At 61.6% G+C, this 21,073-nt stretch carries 17 protein-coding genes and 4 pseudogenes; 17 read left to right on the top strand and 4 right to left on the bottom strand.

Features of this window, described 5'->3' with window-relative positions; all coding sequences use genetic code 11:
- Nucleotides 1-84 precede the first annotated feature (84 nt).
- The 5 genes from JG746_RS32740 to JG746_RS32720 are packed head-to-tail and all read left to right on the top strand — an operon-like array spanning nt 85 to nt 5,438.
- Nucleotides 85-1,647 carry an ABC transporter substrate-binding protein gene (locus tag JG746_RS32740; protein ID WP_202324368.1) on the top strand — a complete coding sequence of 521 codons (1,563 nt, stop codon included), beginning with the start codon at nt 85-87 and terminating at the stop codon, nt 1,645-1,647.
- 5 nt (nt 1,648-1,652) lie between these two features.
- Entirely contained in the window at nt 1,653-2,684 is a 1,032-nt protein-coding gene (locus tag JG746_RS32735; protein WP_202324365.1) for an ABC transporter ATP-binding protein, read from the top strand.
- On the top strand, nt 2,681-3,640 hold the full coding sequence (locus JG746_RS32730; RefSeq protein WP_096453630.1) for an ABC transporter ATP-binding protein: 960 nt from the start codon (nt 2,681-2,683) through the stop codon (nt 3,638-3,640). The genes JG746_RS32735 and JG746_RS32730 overlap by 4 nt, the downstream gene beginning before the upstream one ends.
- Entirely contained in the window at nt 3,640-4,581 is a 942-nt protein-coding gene (locus tag JG746_RS32725; protein ID WP_096453632.1) for an ABC transporter permease, read from the top strand. Before JG746_RS32730 ends, JG746_RS32725 begins: the two co-directional genes overlap by 1 nt.
- Nucleotides 4,578-5,438 carry an ABC transporter permease gene (locus JG746_RS32720; protein WP_010913601.1) on the top strand — a complete coding sequence of 287 codons (861 nt, stop codon included), beginning with the start codon at nt 4,578-4,580 and terminating at the stop codon, nt 5,436-5,438. The genes JG746_RS32725 and JG746_RS32720 overlap by 4 nt, the downstream gene beginning before the upstream one ends.
- 44 nt (nt 5,439-5,482) lie before the next feature.
- Here the strand turns inward: JG746_RS32720 and JG746_RS32715 are convergent, their stop codons facing one another.
- From JG746_RS32715 to JG746_RS32705, 3 genes and pseudogenes are all read right to left on the bottom strand, one after another.
- On the bottom strand, nt 5,483-5,869 hold the full coding sequence (locus JG746_RS32715; protein ID WP_244730598.1) for a 3'-5' exonuclease: 387 nt from the start codon (nt 5,867-5,869) through the stop codon (nt 5,483-5,485).
- Between the two features lie 80 nt (nt 5,870-5,949).
- Nucleotides 5,950-6,962, bottom strand: a pseudogene (locus tag JG746_RS32710) (nucleotidyl transferase AbiEii/AbiGii toxin family protein).
- Nucleotides 6,955-7,548: a DUF6088 family protein gene (locus JG746_RS32705; RefSeq protein ID WP_096453638.1), complete on the bottom strand. Its 594-nt coding sequence runs from the start codon at nt 7,546-7,548 to the stop codon at nt 6,955-6,957. Before JG746_RS32705 ends, JG746_RS32710 begins: the two are co-directional and overlap by 8 nt.
- Nucleotides 7,549-8,009: 461 nt before the next feature.
- Between JG746_RS32705 and JG746_RS32700 the strand changes: the two genes are divergently transcribed.
- Nucleotides 8,010-8,309 (top strand): hypothetical protein, encoded by a 300-nt coding sequence (locus JG746_RS32700; RefSeq protein WP_202324357.1) that lies wholly within the window; start codon nt 8,010-8,012, stop codon nt 8,307-8,309.
- Nucleotides 8,306-8,628 (top strand): annotated as a pseudogene (locus JG746_RS32695) (PIN domain-containing protein); the annotation flags it as partial. The gene JG746_RS32700 and the pseudogene JG746_RS32695, both read left to right, overlap by 4 nt.
- A gap of 134 nt (nt 8,629-8,762) precedes the next feature.
- Here JG746_RS32695 and JG746_RS37370 read toward each other — a convergent pair.
- Nucleotides 8,763-9,321 (bottom strand): annotated as a pseudogene (locus JG746_RS37370) (IS110 family transposase); the annotation flags it as partial.
- Nucleotides 9,322-9,689: 368 nt separating this feature from the next.
- Between JG746_RS37370 and nifH the strand changes: the two are divergent.
- The 10 genes and pseudogenes from nifH to JG746_RS32640 all read left to right on the top strand — a co-directional run.
- Entirely contained in the window at nt 9,690-10,583 is an 894-nt protein-coding gene (nifH, locus tag JG746_RS32685) for a nitrogenase iron protein (protein WP_006331760.1), read from the top strand.
- Between the two features lie 104 nt (nt 10,584-10,687).
- Nucleotides 10,688-12,193 carry a nitrogenase molybdenum-iron protein alpha chain gene (gene nifD, locus JG746_RS32680; protein WP_202324352.1) on the top strand — a complete coding sequence of 502 codons (1,506 nt, stop codon included), beginning with the start codon at nt 10,688-10,690 and terminating at the stop codon, nt 12,191-12,193.
- A gap of 130 nt (nt 12,194-12,323) precedes the next feature.
- Complete coding sequence (gene nifK / locus JG746_RS32675) at nt 12,324-13,865, top strand: nitrogenase molybdenum-iron protein subunit beta (RefSeq protein WP_202324350.1); 1,542 nt, start codon at nt 12,324-12,326, stop codon at nt 13,863-13,865.
- A 60-nt stretch (nt 13,866-13,925) separates the two neighbouring features.
- A complete protein-coding gene (gene nifE, locus JG746_RS32670; RefSeq protein ID WP_202324346.1) occupies nt 13,926-15,416 on the top strand; it encodes a nitrogenase iron-molybdenum cofactor biosynthesis protein NifE in 1,491 nt (496 codons plus the stop codon).
- Nucleotides 15,417-15,425: 9 nt separating this feature from the next.
- Nucleotides 15,426-16,808 carry a nitrogenase iron-molybdenum cofactor biosynthesis protein NifN gene (gene nifN / locus JG746_RS32665; protein ID WP_202324342.1) on the top strand — a complete coding sequence of 461 codons (1,383 nt, stop codon included), beginning with the start codon at nt 15,426-15,428 and terminating at the stop codon, nt 16,806-16,808.
- Nucleotides 16,774-17,271, top strand: a complete 498-nt coding sequence (gene nifX / locus JG746_RS32660) for a nitrogen fixation protein NifX (protein ID WP_010913613.1) — start codon at nt 16,774-16,776, stop codon at nt 17,269-17,271. The genes nifN and nifX overlap by 35 nt, the downstream gene beginning before the upstream one ends.
- A 16-nt stretch (nt 17,272-17,287) precedes the next feature.
- The gene (locus tag JG746_RS32655; RefSeq protein ID WP_010913614.1) at nt 17,288-17,767 is read left to right on the top strand and encodes a NifX-associated nitrogen fixation protein; all 480 of its coding nucleotides are present in this window, start codon (nt 17,288-17,290) and stop codon (nt 17,765-17,767) included.
- Between the two features lie 24 nt (nt 17,768-17,791).
- Nucleotides 17,792-18,577, top strand: a complete 786-nt coding sequence (locus tag JG746_RS32650) for a response regulator transcription factor (RefSeq protein ID WP_202324337.1) — start codon at nt 17,792-17,794, stop codon at nt 18,575-18,577.
- A 99-nt stretch (nt 18,578-18,676) separates the two neighbouring features.
- Nucleotides 18,677-19,564, top strand: a complete 888-nt coding sequence (locus tag JG746_RS32645; RefSeq protein ID WP_202324335.1) for a universal stress protein — start codon at nt 18,677-18,679, stop codon at nt 19,562-19,564.
- A 176-nt stretch (nt 19,565-19,740) separates the two neighbouring features.
- A pseudogene (locus JG746_RS32640) lies at nt 19,741-20,365 on the top strand (NAD(P)/FAD-dependent oxidoreductase); the annotation flags it as partial.
- Between the last annotated feature and the right edge of the window lie 708 nt (nt 20,366-21,073).

Raw genomic sequence — 21,073 nt, 5'->3', positions numbered from 1 at the left:
AACCGCGCTATGTCTCATCCCGTCTCGGGAGCGGATTTCATTCGCTCCGATTGTCATCCCGACTGAAAGAGAGGGGATTTTGATATGCAAACGACACGTCGCAGATTTCTCGGCATGAGCGCCATGGCGGCTGGCGCAATAGCATTGCCGAACACGATCATGGCGGCAGCCGGCCGGCGGCCGAACCTCAATATTGCCGTTCAGGACCTGCGCACAATTCTGGAACCGGTGGACGGCTCCTCCATCGCCAACGTTTCCTGGCGGGTGCAATACAGCATTTTCGATCAGCTTTTACGGACCGACTACAACGACAATTTTCGCCTGAATTTCGCGCTCGCGACATCATTGAAGCAAATCGACGCCACGATCCATGAGATCAGGTTGCGCGACAATGTGAAGTTTCATGACGGGTCCACAATGACGGCGGATGACGTTGTCTTCTCGCTCGGGCCGGATCGACTGCGCGGCGAAAAAGCGCCGGGCGCGGCCGTGTTTGCCAACTTCCTCTCCTCGCTTGCCGATGTGCAGAAGATCAATGATCGCACTGTCCGTTTGATCACCAGGACAGAGGATCCGGTCTTCGCCCAGCGGCTCGGCGCCTGGGGCACGCAGATCATCAGCGCCAGGGCACGGGCTGGCGCCAGCAGCTATGACGCCTGGGCGGCGAAGCCGATCGGCACCGGCCCTTACAAGATCGGCGAGGTCCGCAATGGCGACGAGATCACGCTGGTGGCGCACGACGAATATTGGGGAGGTCAGCCGCCATTTGCCTCGATCCGCTTCAAGCGGCTGCCGGAAATCGCCGCGCGCATCGCCGGACTGAAGTCGGGCGATTACGATATCGTCACAGACATCACTCCGGACCACATTGCCGAAATTGAGGGAGTCAACGGCCTCTCGATTGTTGGTGGCGAAGCCATGTGGTTCCGCTTTCTCACATTTGCTCCGCTCAGGACTCCCATCCTGAAAGATGTCGATCTGCGTCGCGCGCTCGCTCTCGCTATCGATCGCGGTGCGCTGGCGGACGGCCTCTGGGACGGCCGGGCGAAAGCGCTGACCAGCTGGCAGCTACCGATCTTCAGCGAGATCAACGACCCCGACCGCAAGGGGGTGTCCTATGATCCGGCGCAGGTCAAGGAACTGCTCGCCAAGTCATCCTACAGGGGCGAGGAAATCCCTTACCCTTCCGTCGGCACCTATTATCCGATGCAGCTCGCCGAGAACCAGGCGCTTGTCGAGATGTGGAAGGCTGCCGGGATCAACGTCAAGCTGATTATGTGTGAGAACTGGACGCAGGTCGGCGACATTGGCGGCATCAATGACACGTCCGGCGGCGCCTTCTACGCCGATCCCGTTTCCATGCTGTGGCAGATTATCGGTCCGACCAATGACCTCCAGTCGACAGGTGGCTGGACCAATGCCGAGTTCAACCGGCTCGGTCACGAGCTTGAAACGACGACCGATCTCGCCAAGCGCCAGGCGGCCTTCAAACGGATGCAGGACATTGTCGAGATCGAGGACCCTTGCATCACGCCGCTGCATTCCATGCCCTTCATCTATGGGCAGAAGGCGGATGTCAGCTGGCAGCCCAACCCGTTACCGCAAATGTATCTCGGCCCGAAGATGCCGCCTGAGCCGGTGGCCTGAGTTCCATGCTGCACAAGTCCTTCCAGAACAGCGCGGGCGCCGCGCTGTTGCCGGCCCATGACATCGGGGCTTCCGCCACCAAACCTGCCATAAGCATTGCTGGCTTGAGGGTGGCGTTCGGCGATGTGCCTGTGCTGCACGGTGTCGATCTCGCTGTGAACAAAGGCGAGACCCTGGGTATCGTTGGCGAATCCGGCTGCGGCAAGTCCGTGACCTGGCGGGCGGTTCTTGGCCTGCTGCCGAAATCCGCCGAGATCGGGGGCGAGGCCAGGATTGGTGATCTCGATCTTGTGGGCGCACGACAATCCGTTTTGGATCGGGTGCGCGGCGGACGCATCGCCATGATCTTCCAGGATCCGGCCAGCGCGCTGAACCCGGTGCATCGCATCGGCGCGCAGATCACCGAAGCGCTTCGCCTGCACCGTGGCCTCAGCGGTGCCGCCGCCCGTGCCCAGGCCTGCCGCCTGCTCGACCAGGTCGGGATAGCCGCTGCGGCAAGCAGGCTCAACGCGTACCCCCACGAACTGTCGGGCGGCCAGAACCAGCGGGTGATGATTGCCATCGCGCTCGCCGGCCGGCCCGAACTGCTGATCGCCGATGAGCCAACGACCGCGCTCGACGCTACCGTGCAGGCGCAGATCCTGCTGCTGCTCAAAGATATTCAACGCGACACAGGCATGGCGCTGGTCATGATCAGCCATGATCTCGCCGCGGTGGCGGCCGTCTGTGACCGGGCATGCGTCATGTATGCGGGCCAGATCGTCGAAACGGCACCGAAACACACGCTTCTGACCGCGCCGCAGCACCCCTATACACGCGACCTGATCGGTGCCATTCCGCCCTCGCACGGTCCGCGCATGCGGTTGACCGCCATTGCCGGCGCGCCGCCACAACGCAATCTGCCGCCGGGATGCGCCTATGCGCCACGCTGCCGGCACGCGATCACGGCATGTGGCACGAGCCGACCGGAACCGCGGCAGGTCGCCGCGCGGCATTCGGTGAGTTGCCTTCGTTTGGACGCCGGCACGTATCAATGACCCTGCTGCGTCTCAACAACATCACCCGTCGCTTTCCCCTCGGCTCGCCATTCTACGGACCGCGGAAATATCTTGTTGCAGTCGATGGCGTGTCGCTGGATGTCGAGATGGGCCGGACGACCGGCATTGTCGGCGAATCCGGATGCGGCAAGTCCACCACCGGCCGTATTGCGCTCGGTCTGGAGCCGTCGGACAGGGGAGGTGTGCTGTTTCAGGGTTTGCCGCTGCCGCGCATCGACAGCAAAAAGTGGCGCGCGCAGCGGCGCCAGATGCAGCTGGTCTTTCAGGACACCTTGGCAGCGCTTGACCGCCGAATGACTGTCAGCGCTCTCATCGCCGAGCCGCTGGCGATTCACGGGATTGGCGATCCGGCAAGCCGCAAGCAACGTGTGGCCGAGCTTCTCCACAGCGTCGGCCTCGGCGAAGACCATGGCGTGCTCTATCCGCATCAGCTTTCCGGCGGCCAGCGCCAACGCGTCGTGCTTGCCCGGGCGCTCGCGCCAAAACCCTCGCTTCTGGTTTGCGATGAGCCGGTCTCGGCGCTCGACGTGTCAGTCCAGGCGCAAATCGTCAATCTGCTCATGGATGTTCAGCAGGAGCTCGGGCTCGGCCTCTTGTTCATCAGCCATGACTTGCGAGTCGTTCGCCATGTCAGCGACCGGATCGTCGTCATGTATCTTGGCCGCGTCGTCGAGCAGGGGCGCGCCGACGCCATTATCGATCAACCCGCCCATCCCTATACGCAGGCGCTCGTCTCGGCCATGCCGAGGCTTCCGGGCGGATTCGATCATTATGTGGCGTTGCCAGGCGAACCGCCGAGCCCTACCGATCGGCCGAGCGGATGCCCGTTTCATCCACGCTGTCCACTTGCGCGCGATGTCTGCCGCCAGAGCCTGCCCGAACTCCTGCCGCTAGGATCGGAACGGCAGGTCGCCTGCCATTTGGTGAGGCATTGATGAGTGCTGTGTTTCGTTTCTCCGGCCCCAAGATCCTGCGTGCCGGCCTGTCGATCCTGATCGTGGTGACCTTTACATTCGTGGTGCTGCGGGCCTCTGGAGACCCGGCGCTGCAGATACTCGGTCCCAGCGCCCGCGCCCCGGATCTTGAGGCGTTTCGCCGGCATTGGGGACTCGATCAGCCTCTGTATGTGCAATATGTTCGCTATGTCCTGGCGGCACTTCACTGCGATTTCGGGAATTCCATGCTGGCTGGAAAACCGGCCCTGCAGCTTGTCTTCGAGCGCGCGCCCCTGACATTGGCGCTGATGCTGCCGGCACTGGCGCTCACGATGCTGATCGGCATTCCGGTCGGCGCCTACGCCGCCATGCATCGCGACACCTGGGTCGACCGATCGGTGATGATGCTGACCGTGTTCGGCTTCACCGTGCCAAGCTTCGTGCTCGGGCTATTGCTGATCCTGATCTTTTCCGTGACGCTCGGCCTGTTCCCATCCGGCGGCGCGGATCGGCCGGAAAGCTTCGTGCTGCCGGTGCTCACGCTTGGTCTGGGCGGGGCGGCCATTATCGCGCGCTTCACGCGTAGCGCCATGATCGAAGTTCTGTCGCAGCTCTACATCGTGGCGGCCAGCGCCAAGGGCGTGACGTGGCGGCAGGTGGTTCGCCACCATGCCTTTCCGAATGCGATCATTCCTGTGCTGACGCTGTTCGGCCTGATGCTCGGCGGCCAGGTCGCGGGCGCCGTACTGGTGGAAAGCGTCTTCGGCTGGCCCGGCATCGGCCAATTGCTGGTGGTTTCGGTTGCGAACCGTGATCTCGCCGTGGTGCAGGTCATCCTCCTTCTCGTGGCGCTGACCATGACGTCGGCCAACCTACTGATGGACCTGCTTTATGGCGTGTTCGATCCGCGCTTGCGTGGAACAAACTCAGGATCGCAATGAAAACGGCAACTGTAAAAACCAACCGTCCGCCGCCTCGCTCGGTGGACCTGCCGACACTCCTTGCTGTGGGCTGGGTTCTCCTCATGCTCCTCACGGCGCTCGCCGCGCCGCTGATGGCTCCCCATGAGATCACTTCCATCGACCTGCGCCATCGCCTGGCGCCGCCCGTCGGCTTTGGCGGAACGATGCTACACGTCCTGGGAACCGACGATCTGGGCCGTGACGTGGCCTCGCGTCTTTTCTACTCGATCCGCACCAGCTTGCTGGTCGCCTTCGGCGCCACTGCGATCAGCGTGTTGGTCGGTACCGGGATTGGCTTCATCGCCGCGTATTTCCGCGGGCTCGTCGAGCATGCCCTGCTGCTAATGATCGACGTACAGGCTTCGCTACCATTTCTAATCGTGGCGCTGGCAATGCTCGCCTGTTTCGGTAATTCGCTGACGCTGTTCGTCGCCCTGATGGGACTTTATGGCTGGGAGCGGAATGCGCGGTTGGCACGAGGACTGGCAATCACCGCCAGCGCGCAGGGCTATGCGAGCGCAACGCGCCAACTCGGCGCCCATCCGCTGCGTGTCTATCTGCGGCATATCCTGCCCAACAGCGCGGCGACGCTTCTCGTGGCGGCGACGGTGACCTTTCCGGAAATCGTCCTGGTGGAAAGCGGACTCTCCTTCCTCGGCCTCGGCGTTCAACCGCCGATGACCAGCCTGGGTGTCATGGTCGCGGCCGGCCGCGAGTATATCACCCGCGCCTCCTGGATGCTGCTCGCTCCAAGCCTCGTCATTGTCATCACGGCCGTTGCCGTTAGCGTCCTCGGCGACTGGTTGCGCGATAAGCTCGACCCGACCCTCAAATAACGGTTTCCCAATGCAAAGGAGCTGATCTCCACACTTGTCGACGGCTACGCTCTTGCACGGGACGGGGTGCCGAACCTTCGCCCGCGGCCGGTATCGACGTAACCGGAATACAACATATGGATCTCGTCGCGGGCCCGCGTCAGGCCAACATAGAACAGCCGTTGGCTTTCGCGGCGCGCCGCCGGCTGCTCGTTGCGCCAGGGCAAACCGCCCAGATCGAGTCCCGCCATGATCACGACATCATATTCGCAGCCCTTTGCCGAGTGCGGCGTCAACAGATTAAGATGGAGAGGCGACGCGTCGCGTCCACCGAGGCTCGCCAGATCCAGGTCGGCGAGCGGCCCGCCGACAGCGAGCGCCGCCGACATGCGCACCACCTGTTCGCGTTGATCGGCGAGGCTTGGCTCTGCCGCCATCAGCGCATCGAGCATTCCCGGCCGCAGCGCGCCGATTGGCGAAGTTTGTAATTTTGATCCGCGAAATTCGCACGGCGCCGTCCCCCCAGTTTTTTCTATTCGCGGATGTAATTGGCTCGCTCGGCGATATCGGCACATCGCGCCATCAGCGCTTCGAAAGGCTCCGCGTCTTCCAGAAGAAGCCCGTCGTCGACCATGCGGGCGTAGTCCTCTTCAAGCGCCTTCAGACCATCGCCTGCGGGCACAAGCCGCAGACCGCCGTTGACAGCCGCCGCGTAATCGATGGGCGTTCGATCGGGCGCTTTCTCGGCGAAGAACATGGTCTTGTGGCGCGCCACTGCGTTCGCCAGATCGCGATCAGCAAAGGCGGACGCGGCAAAACCGGTTTCGTCCAACCGCGCGACATCGTGCCAGTGACGAGCAAAGCGATCGCCGCGCAGGCGCTTCTGCAGGCAGAAGACATGGATGGCCGTCGCCTTCTCCCAGAAGGTTCGCTCCGCATGCATCACGCGTGGACGAGCCGTGGGAAAGGTCACGCCCTCGATCAGGCCAGACGCGTCGCAGGCGATGTCGCGCAAGCTCGCGGGCTCGCCCGTCGATCGTGCTCCGAATTCGAGGATCACGCTCGGCGCCACATAGCCGGAGCCAGCCGTCGCGGCTTCGTAATCGATGAACAGCTTCTCGCCCTCGACGCGGATGGCGGCCGCCAAAGCTTCAGCCGCGAGCGCATCTGCGATGATCGGCTGAACGCTTCCTTCAACCCAATTGGGCAGGCGCTTGCGCACCTCGCTGGACCAGCGTTTTTCCTCGCTACGGGTCTCCGGCAACGCTTCGCCGTCGTCGCCCACCAAGTCGGGTGCAATCGCCCGGATGTCGTATGTTAGGTCGACGTCCTCGGAAAACCGCTGGATAACCTGATAGGCTTTGGACAGCGACGTGCCGCCCTTGAACACCAGATTCGCCGAGCGCCGAGCCGTAAAGGTGGCGAGCGCCCAGACCACCCACACGTCCTTCTCGAGGAGATGCGCCGGCCGGCCGGACCGATCGGCCGCGCGCCGAGCGCCTCCCGCCGATCCTCGATCGGGAGGTGGAGAAAGGGATCAGCCATGTGCGGCCTTGCCCACGCTGCGCGCCATCCAGGTAGGAAGCTGCGGCGCTACCGCGACCAACTCGCTGAAGGCGCCCGGCGGGAGTTTCCGCTTCAGTGTCTGGAGGGCGGCCTCAGCCTTCTCCGGCCCAAGCCAAGCCAACGCTCGCACCGCCTCGCCAGCGGGCCGATGCGCCATGGCGAGCTGCCAACGAGGCGCGTGGCGAAGCTCGACGACCTGCTTGCCGAGGCTCATCTTCCGGGTGCGGCCGGAAGTCAGATAGACCGACCGGACCGGCACCTGTGTCGTGAGACCGAGGGTGTTGGCGGCAACGGCCCCACTCGGGACGATGATCTCCCCGCGCTGGCTGGCAAGCGCGTCGATCGCTTGCTCCACGGAGGGAGCCCGGGTGCCAAACCTGCTCGTGACCGGAAGGAGATAGACGCCGCGACCCGCCCGGATCAACTGCGTCCGCTCGGCTAGACGCGACAATGCCTGATCCACCGCGGCGCGATTCCCGAGGTGAAGCAAGCTCTTAGCTGCGACCGGCGTGCCCTCTGGCAGCCCTTTCGCGTGCGCAAGAATCTGTTCGGTCAACCGTTGCATGGATGCTCCTGTCAGAAATGTATGCGATTTTCTGACAGTTCTCAAGGCGGGCAGCGACGGGCAGCTGCACGCGGAACCCGTCCAGCAGGCGTTGTGGTCAATCATCGCCGCGCGAATCGACCAATCCCTGTTTCGCGCCGTTCTCCGAACGAGCCTCGCCCGTCCTGGGGCCGACGCCCTCTGGTCGGCGCCGAGATATTTCTCTTGTCAGCGCAAGAACTCGACGCTGGTCAAAAAGTACCGTCGCGTAACATATATCGCGCGTCCCCCACCGATGCCATTCAACCGAAAGAGAGCACTGCCCGGACTGCCTGCACCTTGATCAAACCAAGTATTCTGGTTATATTACTGGAAATGAGAAATGAAGACTGTCTTTCTATTTAGATCTGTATGTTCCTTCTTGTTGTAGTTATGATGTATGTCGAATGTATTATGTATGTGTGTTGTAGTCGGAGGCAGCTATGAGCAGCTCGCAAAAACGCGCCATTCAAAACTATCGATCTCGCCTCAGCGAGCGCGGCTTGGCGCGCTTCGAGGTGCTTGGCCGCGATGCCGATCGCGACCTCATTCGATCTTTGGCTCGCCGCCTGGCCGAAGATGGACCGGATGCCTCTAGCCTGCGCGCTGCTGTCAGCCAGACCATCGCCGGCGAGCCACCCAAGCTTGTCGGGATTCTCGCCGCATTGCGTCGTTCGCCGCTCGTGGGAGCTGACCTCGATCTTTCCCGCCCCCATGAAGAGGGGCGGAAGATCGACCTGTGACACGCTACCTCCTCGATACCAACATCATCAGCGATGTCGTCAAATCGCAGCCTTCGGAATCGCTCCTGGCATGGATGTCGAGACAGCGTGACGAGGATTGTTCATCGCTTCGCTGACCGTTGCGGAAATTCTTCGCAGGGTTCTGGAGAAGCCGCGCGGGAAAAAACGCGACGCACTCGACAACTGGTTCTCTGGGCCTGAGGGGCCGCAGGCGCTGTTTGCGGGCCGCATCCTCTCGTTCGACGACAAGGCAGGGCTGATCTGGGCGCGGCTGATGGCAGGAGGAAAACTGGCCGGCAAGCCGCGCAGCGGGCTCGAAGGCAAGATGGCTGAAACTCAGATAGAGTGGACAGAATCCACTTGGAACGCTCGCGGATTTGGCTGATCCCCGCTCCTTCAGCGCGCCAAATCCAGCGGGACGAGCTCCCAGATGATCTACAGCCAAGGGAGGGTCTTCTCGAGCTCGGCGATCGTCTCGCTGTAGATGGCGATCTGCTGGAGGTAGAGACGACCAACGTCGCGGACGATCGGCTGGATGAGGCCTTCCTCGTCTTCGATTGCATCCGCAAGGCGCTTCACGTGGGCCGGGCCGTGTGGGGCGACGACCCCGTGCTTCGGCGAGGTGGCCGCGCAGGGCGTTTATCAGCTGCGTGCGCTGGCGCACCAAGAGGTCGCGCGTGCGGAAGATCATCGACCGCGCCTCTTGCTCCTCGGTTTTGACAGCCACGAAGCGCATTGTCGGCCTGAGGGCCGCTTCCGCGTGCCGCTTTACAAAGGACTTCACATAGACCGGCGGCAGGAGCCGGACGGCATGCCCGAGCCCGCCGATCGTACGCCCCCAGTCGTGGGCGGTCGCGCTTCCATCGCCACCGTGCACCGGGGCTGTCCGGCGAGAAACGGCAGCAACTGCGCGCGACAGCTTCTTGCGAAAGACAACCTTCCCGTCACTCGCCGCGCCGTGAACCTGGAAGACCCGCTTTGCGAGATCGATTCCAATGATGGTAACTTCCATGGATGCCGTCTCTGTCTTGGTCGATTCTGGCAATCACCAAACTGGCACATTGCGATGGCGTCGGAGGGGGCATCTACTCCATCAGATTTTGACAACTAGCTTCTTTCCGGGCTCCGCGGCCGACGTCTCACTCAACGCCATCCGACATTTCCTGTCGCCTTTGTCAGGGCCGCGACACAAGTTTATTTAGCCAATTTAATATTTTTGCCAAATGTTAAACAGCTGAAAAGCAATCATAAAATTTCTTCTTCGATCCAACCGGCCGAATTGGCACGAGTTTTGAAACGATCGGTGCGAGGCGGCGGGATCTGCCGACCGGCATTGAAGTCGCGGTAACCGCTATGGATGGAAAGAAGGAAGGAAGCAACATGTCAGGTCTGCGTCAGATCGCATTCTACGGAAAGGGGGGCATCGGCAAGTCCACCACCTCTCAAAATACGCTAGCCGCCCTGGTCGACCTCGGACAGAAAATCCTGATCGTCGGCTGCGACCCCAAAGCCGACTCCACCCGGCTGATCCTGAACGCAAAGGCGCAGGATACCGTTCTGCATCTCGCCGCCCAAGAAGGTTCTGTGGAAGACCTTGAACTCCAGGACGTGCTCAAGATCGGCTACAAAGACATCAAGTGCGTGGAGTCCGGCGGCCCCGAGCCGGGTGTCGGCTGCGCCGGCCGTGGCGTCATCACCTCGATCAACTTCCTCGAGGAAAACGGCGCCTATGACAATGTCGACTATGTCTCCTACGACGTGCTGGGCGACGTGGTGTGCGGCGGCTTTGCGATGCCGATCCGCGAAAACAAGGCCCAGGAAATCTACATCGTCATGTCCGGCGAGATGATGGCGCTCTATGCCGCCAACAACATCGCCAAGGGTATCCTGAAATACGCCCATTCGGGCGGCGTGCGGCTCGGCGGGCTGATCTGCAACGAGCGCCAGACCGACCGCGAGCTCGACCTCTCCGAGGCGCTGGCCGCCAGGCTCAATTCCAAGCTCATCCACTTCGTGCCGCGCGACAACATCGTCCAGCACGCCGAACTGAGGAAGATGACGGTAATCCAATATGCGCCGGACTCCAAACAGGCAGGGGAGTACCGCGCGTTGGCCGAGAAGATCCATGTCAATTCGGGCCAGGGCACCATCCCGACCCCAATCACCATGGAGGAGCTCGAGGACATGCTGCTCGACTTCGGCATCATGAAGACGGACGAGCAGATGCTTGCCGAGCTTCAGGCCAAGGAAGCGAAATTGGCCGTCGCTCAGTAATCGCCGCTACCGACAGGGGGCGCAGACCGTGACCTGACGCCCCTTTCTACGAAACAAGGCCTCGTCGGCGAGGCGTTACCCGAACCTTGAAAGGGGCAGGTCCCATGGGCCTCGACTATGAGAATGACGGCGCCTTGCATGCGAAGCTTATCGAAGACGTGCTGTCCCAATATCCAGACAAGGCGGCGAAGCGTCGCAAGAAGCACCTCAGTGTCGCAACGAGCAAGGACGAGGCCGGAGGTGAGGACAAGGGCCTTTCCGAATGCGACGTCAAATCGAACATCAAATCCATTCCGGGCGTGATGACAATCCGCGGCTGCGCCTATGCCGGCTCCAAGGGCGTGGTGTGGGGTCCGGTCAAGGATATGGTCCACATCTCGCACGGGCCGGTCGGCTGTGGGCAATATTCCTGGTCGCAACGCCGCAACTATTACGTCGGCACGACGGGCATCGACACATTCGTGACAATGCAGTTCACCTCCGACTTCCAGGAGAAGGACATCGTTTTCGGCGGCGACAAGAAGCTGGAAAAGATCATCGACGAGGTCGAGGACTTGTTTCCGCTCAGTGGGGGCATCTCGGTGCAGTCCGAATGCCCGATCGGCCTGATCGGGGACGATATCGAGGCAGTGTCGCGCAAGAAGGCCAAGGAGCACGAAAAGACGATTGTACCGGTGCGCTGCGAAGGTTTCCGCGGCGTTTCACAATCGCTCGGCCACCACATTGCCAATGATGCGATCCGCGATTGGGTCTTCGACAAGGACGATGTCGCGTTCGAGTCCGGCCCTTACGACGTCAACGTCGTTGGCGACTACAACATTGGCGGCGATGCCTGGGCTTCGCGAATCCTGCTTGAGGAGATTGGACTTCGGGTGGTCGGCAACTGGTCGGGCGACGCCACGCTCGCCGAGATAGAGCGCGCGCCCAAGGCCAAGCTCAATTTGATCCACTGCTACCGGTCGATGAACTACATCTGCCGGCACATGGAGGAAAAGTACGGCATCGCCTGGATGGAATACAATTTCTTCGGCCCCTCCCAGATCGAGGCCTCCTTGCGCAACATCGCCAAACACTTCGGCGCGGAAATCGAGGAGAAGACCGAAAAGGTCATCGCCAAGTACCGGCCCTTGGTCGATGCCGTCATCGCCAAGTACCAACCGCGCCTCGAAGGCAGGACGGTGATGCTCTATGTCGGCGGCCTGCGCCCCCGTCACGTCATCACTGCCTACGAAGACCTCGGTATGGTGATCGTTGGCACCGGCTACGAATTCGCCCACAACGACGACTATCAGCGCACCGGCCATTACGTGAAGAATGGCACGCTCGTCTATGACGACGTCACCGGTTATGAGCTGGAGAAGTTCATCGAAGGCATCCGCCCGGATCTCGTTGGCTCCGGTATCAAGGAGAAGTACCCGGTACAGAAGATGGGCATCCCGTTCCGCCAGATGCACTCCTGGGACTATTCCGGCCCGTATCACGGCTATGACGGCTTCGCCATTTTCGCCCGCGACATGGATCTGGCCATCAACAACCCGGTCTGGGATCTCTACCGCGCGCCGTGGAAAAAGATGAAGGACGCGCCGCCGACGGCGGTCGCCGCCGAATGAGGACTGGCTGCCTCCCTGGCAGGGAGGCCGATAAATGCTTGGGGCGCGCTCGATCCACGCGGGATGCCCTTTAACGCTTTGATGTCTCTGTGCTGCCGCTTGCCGCAGCCAGATGGAAAAGGTGACCACCATGCCGCAATCGGCCGAAAAAGTTCTCGACCATGCTCCCCTGTTCCGCGAGCCGGAATACAGACAAATGCTTGCCGACAAGAAACTGAATTTCGAATGTCCTCACCCTGATCAGATCGTCACCGATCAAGGCGAATTGACCAAAACTTGGGAATACCGCGAAAAGAACCTCGCTCGCGAGGCGCTTGTCATAAACCCCGCCAAGGCCTGCCAGCCGCTCGGTGCGGTGTTCGCGGCCGCGGGCTTCGAGCGGACCATGTCTTTCGTCCACGGTAGCCAGGGCTGCGTTGCCTACTACCGCTCGCATCTGTCGCGACATTTCAAGGAGCCTTCGTCAGCGGTTTCCTCCTCGATGACCGAGGACGCGGCAGTGTTTGGCGGCCTGAAGAACATGGTCGACGGACTCGCCAATACCTACAAGCTCTACGACCCCAAGATGATCGCCGTCTCGACCACCTGCATGGCTGAAGTCATTGGCGACGACCTGCGGAGCTTCATCGAGAACGCCAAGAACGAAGGCTCGGTCCCGAGCGACTTCGACGTGCCTTTCGCGCATACGCCTGCCTTCGTCGGCAGCCATATCGATGGCTATGACGGCATGGTGAAGGGCGTGCTGGAGCATTTCTGGAAGGGCAGCGAGCGCTCGCAAGCCGCTGGGACCATCAACATCATTCCAGGCTTCGACGGATTCTGCGTCGGAAACAACCGAGAACTCAAGCGCCTCCTCGACCTGATGGGTGTCACTTATACCGTCATTCAAGACGCCTCAGACCAGTTCGACACGCCGTCTGACGGCGAATACCGCATGTATGACGGTGGCACGAAGATCGAAGACTTGAAAGGCGCACTCAACGCGGAGGCGACACTGTCGCTGCAGCATTACAACACCCGCAAGACGCTGGAATATTGCGACGAGGTCGGGCAAGCGACGGCATCCTTCCACTATCCACTGGGTGTCCAGGCGACCGACGAATTCCTGATGAAGGTCTCGGCGATTTCCGGCCAGGAGATCCCCGAGGCAATCCGGATGGAGCGCGGCCGACTGGTTGACGCCATGGCGGACAGCCAGTCATGGCTGCACGGCAAGAAGTACGCAATCTATGGGGATCCGGACTTCGTCTACGCCACGGCCCGCTTCGTCATGGAGACCGGTGGCGAGCCGACACATTGCCTCGCGACCAACGGCACATCGCCCTGGCAGGCCGAGATGAAGGAATTGCTTGCATCCTCGTCCTTCGGCCAGGATGCCCAGATCTGGGCGGGCAAGGATCTCTGGGCGATGCGTTCGCTGCTGTTTACAGAGCCGGTGGACCTGCTGATCGGCAATTCCTATGGCAAGTATCTGGAGCGCGACACCGGCACGCCGCTGATCCGGCTGATGTTTCCAATCTTCGACCGGCACCATCACCATCGCTTTCCCCTCATGGGCTACCAGGGTGGATTACGCGTGCTGACGACGATCCTCGACAAGATATTCGACAAGCTCGATCGCGAGACGAGCGAAACAGGCGTGACGGACTATTCCTATGACCTCACCCGCTAAGCCCGTGCCGGCCTTTCGCCGAGGCCGCCCATTGCCCGATGGACTTCGGAGACTGACGCAATGACCTCGCTCAGTGCCAAGATCCAGGACGTTTTCGACGAGCCCGCCTGCGATACCAACCGCGGCAAGGATGCCAAGGCGCGCAAGGAGGGCTGCTCGAAGCCGCTGACCCCCGGGGCGTCAGCCGGCGGCTGCGCCTTTGACGGCGCCAAGATCGTCCTGCAGCCGATCACCGACGTTGCGCACCTGGTCCATGCGCCGCTCGCCTGCGAGGGCAATTCCTGGGACAACAGAGGCGCAGCTTCGTCCGGGCCAACCCTGTGGCGGACAAGCTTCACAACAGACCTCACCGAACTCGACATCGTGATGGGGCAGGGCGAGCGGAAGCTATTCAAGGCGATCCGCGAGATCAAGGAAACATATGCGCCGCCGGCAGTCTTCGTCTATTCGACCTGCGTGACGGCGCTGATCGGCGACGACATCGAGGCCGTGTGCAAACGCGCGGCCGAAAAATTCGGACTGGCCGTGGTGCCGATCAATGCGCCGGGCCTGGCCGGCTCCAAGAACCTCGGCAACAAACTCGCCGCCGAAGCGTTGCTCGATCATGTCATCGGCACGGTGGAACCCGACGACGCCGGGCCCTACGACATCAACATCCTTGGCGAATTCAACCTCTCCGGCGAATTCTGGCTGGTCAAGCCGCTGCTTGATCGGCTTGGCATCCGGGTGCGCGCTTGCATACCGGGCGATGCGCGTTACATCGACGTTGCATCCGCGCACCGCGCCCGGGCGGCTATGATGGTGTGCTCGAGCGCACTGATCAATCTGGCCCGCAAGATGGAGGAGCGCTGGGACATCCCGTACTTCGAGGGCTCTTTCTACGGCATAACCGATACCTCGGAAGCACTTCGCAACATTGCTGAGCTGCTGGTGAGGAAGGGCGCCGATGCGGAGATCCTCGATCGCACGGAGACGCTGATTGCTGAGCAGGAGGCGATTGCGTGGAAGAACCTCGAGGCCTACCGCCGGCGGCTTCAAGGCAAGCGCGTGCTGCTCAACACGGGCGGTGTGAAGTCCTGGTCGGTCGTCCACGCGCTGATGGAGATCGGCATGGAGATCGTCGGCACCTCGGTCAAGAAATCCACAGTCGAAGACAAGGAGCGGATCAAACGGATCCTCAAGGACGAAAACCACATGTTCGAGCAGATGGCAGCGCGCGATCTTTACGCCATGCTCTCAAAACAGAAGGCCGACATCATGCTGTCGGGCGGGCGCACGCAATTCATCGCTCTGAAGGCCAAGACACCGTGGCTCGATATCAATCAGGAGCGCCAACATCCTTATGCCGGCTATGACGGCATGGTGGAACTTGTCCGGCAGATCGACCTCGCCATTCATAACCCGATCTGGGGCCAGGTGCGGGAGCCGGCGCCGTGGGATTGCCAGCCTGCTTTGGAGGACGATCTGGCGAGCACGAAGAACGGGACAGCGACTGTGAACGCTTTCAATGAATTCGCCGGCGCGACGGCTCACCGCTTCGGCGACCGGTGAGGAAATCCGATGGTTCGCATCCTTCGCAATACCAAATCAGCGGCGGTCAACCCCCTGAAGTCGTCACAGCCGCTGGGTGCCGCCTTCGCCTTTCTTGGAGTCGACGGCGCGATGCCCCTGTTCCACGGCAGCCAAGGCTGCACCAGCTTCGCGCTGGTGCTCTTCGTGCGCCATTTCAAGGAAGCAATCCCCTTGCAGACAACGGCTCTGGACGAGGTGGCAACCATACTCGGCGGAGCGGACCATCTGGAAGAGGCGATCCTCAACCTCAAAACCCGCACGAAGCCAAAGCTGATAGGAGTGTGCACGACCGCGCTGGTGGAGACCCGTGGCGAAGACTGCGCGAGTGATATCGCCAACGTCAAGCTGAAGCATGCGGAAGAGCTCACGGGTACGGAGGTTGTGCTGGCCAACACGCCTGATTTCGGCGGCGCTATCGAAGAAGGCTGGGCCAAGGCTGTCGCGGCGATGATCGAAGGGATTACACGGCCGGGCGCACGGACCCGGCAGCCGAAGAAGATCGCGATCCTGCCCGGATGCAACCTCACTGTCGCTGACGTCGAGCATTTGCGTGACATGGTTGAAAGTTTTGGGCTCAACCCGGTTATCCTGCCGGACGTCTCCGGCTCACTCGACGGCACGGTTCCCGACCGCTGGGTAACCACTACCTATGGCGGCACCAGCGTCGAGGAAATCCGCGAGCTTGGCACGGCCGTGCAATGCATCGTCATCGGCGAGCACATGCGCCACCCGGCGAAAACGCTGCACGGGTTGACCGGCGTGCCTTACGCGGTGTTCCAGTCGCTGACCGGATTAATGGCCGTCGACCGGTTCGTCTCGCTGCTATCGGCGGTTTCGGGCGCGGCGGTGCCGGACCGGGTTCGCCGTCACCGGGCGCAATTGGAGGATGCATTGCTCGACGGACATTTCCATTTCGGAGGCAAGAAAATTGCGATCGCTGCTGAACCAGACCAACTCTATCAACTCGCAACCTTCTTCACCGGCATGGGCTGTGACATCGCGGCGGCGGTCACGACGACCGATCTGTCGAAGATTCTGCAGAAAGTACCGGCGGAGTGGGTTCAGATCGGCGATCTCGGCGATTTGGAAGCTCTTGCAGCGGGCGCGGATCTTCTCGTAACACATTCCCACGGTCGCCAGGCGTCGCGACGCCTTGGCATTCCGCTCATGCGCGTCGGCTTCCCGATCTTCGACCGGCTTGGCAGCCAGCACAAGCTCACAATCCTCTATCGGGGGACCCGCGACCTGATCTTCGATGTTGCCAATATCTTTCAGGCCAACCAGCACGCGCCGACGCCTGAGGCGCTTGATCCATTCCGGAAACGAGAAATGCCAGATGAGCTCCGTTCGTCGCCTCTCACTCGTCACTGACGAGGTTCACGCACCGATGACGGACCGACGGGCAGGCGCATTGCGCGTAGCCATCGCCACGCAAGACATGACGAATCTCAATGCCCATTTCGGGTCGGCCAAGCGCTTTGCTGTCTACGACGTGACGCGCGAGGAGTGGCATCTCGTGGAAGCCGTGGCCTTCGATGACGTTTCCGATGAGAGCGGGAAGCGTCGGACCGAGGGCGATGACCGCGTCACGCCGAAGGTGGAGGCGCTGAAGGGCTGCCATCTGCTGTTTTGTCTGGCCATCGGCGGGCCTTCGGCAGCCAAGGTTATTTCGGCAAAAATCCATCCAATCAAGGTGCCGCAGCCACAAACCATCCAAGAGGTGCTGTTGCGCACGCAGATGATGCTGAGAACGTGTCCTCCGCCCTGGCTGCGCAAGGTGCTGGCCGAAGCTGGTGTCGCCGAAAAGAAACCCTCCTTCGAGGACGAGGACTAAAACGAGGAAGTGCAAAATGTTTGAAGTCGCGATCAGCCCTGCTGTCAACGATGACGAGGCCGCCCTTGCCAGCCCATTCGTCAAATGCCTCGTGCGGCTGATCCGTGCTCAGGATACCCACGGGTCATGGGACGGCACAGCGGATGCCGAGTTGCTGGCCGACTTCATCGTCAGCAAGGAACGGCGTCGTACGATCCCAATCATCGGCGATCCCGATCCGGACGTGCTGTGGAGGCTCGACAAGTTTTACACTGCCGTCGCCCTTGCGATCGAGGAGCGCTCCGGCCTGATGGCATCGCCGATGATCGAAATGAGCCATGAGGGGTTCGGGCGCGTGCTTTTCACCGCCGGGCGGCTGGTCGTTCTGTCCAAGACCGTGCGCGACGTCCATCGGTTCGGCTTCGAGACGTTCTGCAAACTCGCCGCCGCCGGTACGAAACTGGTCGACGATGCCATCGCAGCCATCGACGCCTATCCCGAGGTGGCACGGGCATGAAACCAATTTTCGAGCAAGAGGATCATGTCAGGCCTTGAGGAGCCGCGATGGCCAGCCCACGCGGCCGACGCGGTCGAGGCCAATTTGGTTCTCGGGGTAGCGCTGATGAAGCCACTCGTCCTGATCTGTTCGCAAGATGCGGAGTTCTATCTGTTCCTCAGCCACATACTGGAGGTGGACGGCTTCGTCAGTGAGCCGGCAGGCGGCGCCAAGGAAGCACTTGCAAAGGCCGACGAACGGGAATTCCAGGCCGTGGTGCTGGACTGCGGTCCAACGAGCCTTACCGGGTCCGCAATCTGCGCCCGGCTCAAGCGGGAACCCCGGACCGGCGGCCTGCCCATCATTGCCCTGATCGCGCCCGGCGCCGAGAACCAGCACCTTGATCTGTTGAAGGCCGGCATTGACGAGAGCTTTGTGCGGCCAATGGCACCGGCCAAGCTGCTCGATTATCTGCGGACGAGGCTGGCGCTGCCGAAGCCGGGTTCAAACGGGATCGAAAACGACAGCTGGCTTTCCTATGGCAGCCTTGCGATGAAGCTCGATGCCCACCGGGTTTGCGGCAATGGCCATGACATCCATCTCGGACCGATCGAGTTCAACGTGCTGCGGCATTTGCTGGAGGCTCCCGGCAAGGTCTTCAGCCGGGACGAGCTGATCGGCGGGGCCTGGCCGGCCAATATCCATGTCGGTCTACGCACAGTCGATGTCCATATCAGTCGGCTCAGAAAGGCACTGGAGACGGCCTCGACCGGTATCGTCATCCGTACCGTCAGGTCGGCCGGCTACTCGCTCGAGAAGCTGGACGGCTGAATCGAGTGCCGGGTCTGGTGCCACTCCCTTTTCCTCGCGCTGTGAGTCGGTCTTGCGGCCTGAAACGCCCTCATCGAACACTCAGGAAGAAACAGGAAAATGGGCTTTAAAACGGTACTCTGTTTGACCGGCGCTGACCATTCCGATCAGGACGTCAGAACTGCTGCCGGCTTGTGTGCGGAAATCGGCGCGCACCTTTCCGTACTGATTATACCCGCTCCGATGCTCCTTATGTCGCATCGGCGGATCGGAGATGGTGTCCCCGAGTGGCCTGTAGGACGTGGACAGGCAATTGCCAGATTGAACGATCGGTTTCGGCAAATCGATCGATTTACACAGGACGCGGTCAGACTGGGAAAACGCTCCAGAGATATCCAGAAATTGCTGGAATCTATGTCGCTCGCCTATGACGTTGACACCGACTATTACGATCCGGCCAGCCTCGGTGAAGTGGCACGACAGCGCGCGCTCTGCGCCGACATCACGATCATCGGACCAGGGCTCCTCAACGACGAGAATCTCGGACCTCCTGTGGTCAACGGCTGCTTGTTCGATACGGGAAAACCGGTGCTTGTTGTGCCGAACGGTGCTGAGGCGACGCTGTGGCCACGGCGTGTCCTGGTCGGTTGGGATTCGCGAGCAGAGGCGTCCCGTGCGGTTCGCGAAGCGCTGGGTCTCCTATGCGCTGCTGAGGAAGTTCGTGTCGCCCTGGTCGATCCGAAGGCCAACTACAACGGGAAAGGGGCGGAGCCTGGAGCCGACATCGCTGCCTATCTCACTCGGCACGGTGCTCGGGTGTCGGTTGACCTCCTGCCAAGTGCCGGCAAATCGGCGGCCACGGTGCTTGCGCAGCACGCAACCGACACGTCTGCCGACATGATAGTCATGGGCGCCTATGGCAGCCGTCGGCTGCGTGAGCGGCTCTTCGGCGGCGTGACGAAATGGATAGTCGAAAAGCCGCCATTGCCGCTGTTTTTGGCTCGATGACGGTTCCGGACCCGCACCGATGCTGTTCAAAGCTCTACTGTGACGCCTGCATTCATTCGTAGATGGGCTCCATCGAAATAATCGATTTTACGAAGAGTAACGAACATGAAAAGCATTGATCGGGAGGCGACGCCCGCCGGAAATCTCTCCAGTCATGCGCAAGGCGGAGGTGGAACGGCCAGAGCGTGACCAGTGTCAGCCTCGACAATGGCGACAGGCTGGAAGTCGGCATCGTCGTCAACTCAGCCGGGCCGAATGCCGGCACGGTGGCTGCCATGGCGGGGCTGGTGTTGCCGGTCGAGCCGCGCAAGCGCAACGTCTTCGTCTTCGAGGCGCGCGACAAATATTCTGATATGCCGCTGCTGGTCGATCCGTCCGGCATCTATGTCCGGCCGGAAGGCTCGGTCTATCTCACTGGCGGCGCCGAACCGGAAGAAGGCGACGGCCCGGCCGACCCCACCGATTTCGAGCCGGACTGGCCGTTGTTCGAAGAGGTGATCTGGCCGGTACTGGCGACCCGCATTCCCGCCTTCGAAGCCATCAAGCCGACGCGCGCCTAGGCCGGCCATTACGACTACAACACGCTCGACCAGAACGCGGTGATCGGCCCGCATCCGCAGGTTAAGAATTTCCTCTTCGCCAATGGTTTTTCCGGCCACGGCCTGCAGCAGGCGCCGGCGGTCGGCAAGGCGCTGGCCGAGCTGATCGTGCACGGCGGCTACGGACACGGTGGAATGCTCGGCGTTTGGGTACAGCCGTGTCGCTGAAGGGCGGGCGTTCAGGGAATTGAATGTGATCTAACGGGAATTGAATGTGATCTAACGCTGGCGGGACAGCCCCCTCTCTGGCCTGCCGGCCATCTCCCCCGCAAGGGGGGAGACCGGCAGCTTCCCTGGCGGCTCCATAATTCTGGCCTTGGAGATTGGCGAAAGCAGCGATGACGGCCAATCTCCCCCCTTGCGGGCGCGGTCAGCGGGTTCCTTGCCTTTGGCGATGCATGTCGTGGCTGGACCGGGTGAGGTGAGCCCGGCCAAGTCTACCCAGCCTCTGCGCCCTGTCCCGAAGCCGCTCGCCCGCTCGGCGCTATGAGGGCGCGCTCGCGAGCGGCTTCGCTAAAGCTACGTTACAGCACGTGCAGGGACGCGACCCCAGTGAAGGCATACTCCAGCGTGGCTTCGCCAATTCCGTTCGTTGGCCCGCCTCAAGCCGGTCTTCCAACCGAAGGCCGAACGCGCCAATTCGCCAGCCAACTCCACCAACGATTGTCGAAATCCGCAACCCGGGGCGGTTCGCTCGAGCTCGCTTGCTTGAGCACGGCACAGACGGGATCGCGAGCATGATGCCGCGGAATGGGAACGCACCCATGCTTGGGTACGAGGGCCCCGAGCCAACGCGCATCGCGCCAATCGGCGTCGTCACGTTCGAGATTCATCACCGGCAGCTCGGCGCTTTTCGCTCGCATATGCGCCGGCACGCCGCTGGCGATCGATGACGCATTTGCCGACGAGC

The organism is Mesorhizobium sp. 113-3-3 (genome assembly GCF_016756495.1).
Taxonomy (GTDB): Bacteria; Pseudomonadota; Alphaproteobacteria; order Rhizobiales; family Rhizobiaceae; genus Mesorhizobium.
This window is presented reverse-complemented; position numbering and strand designations above follow the sequence as displayed.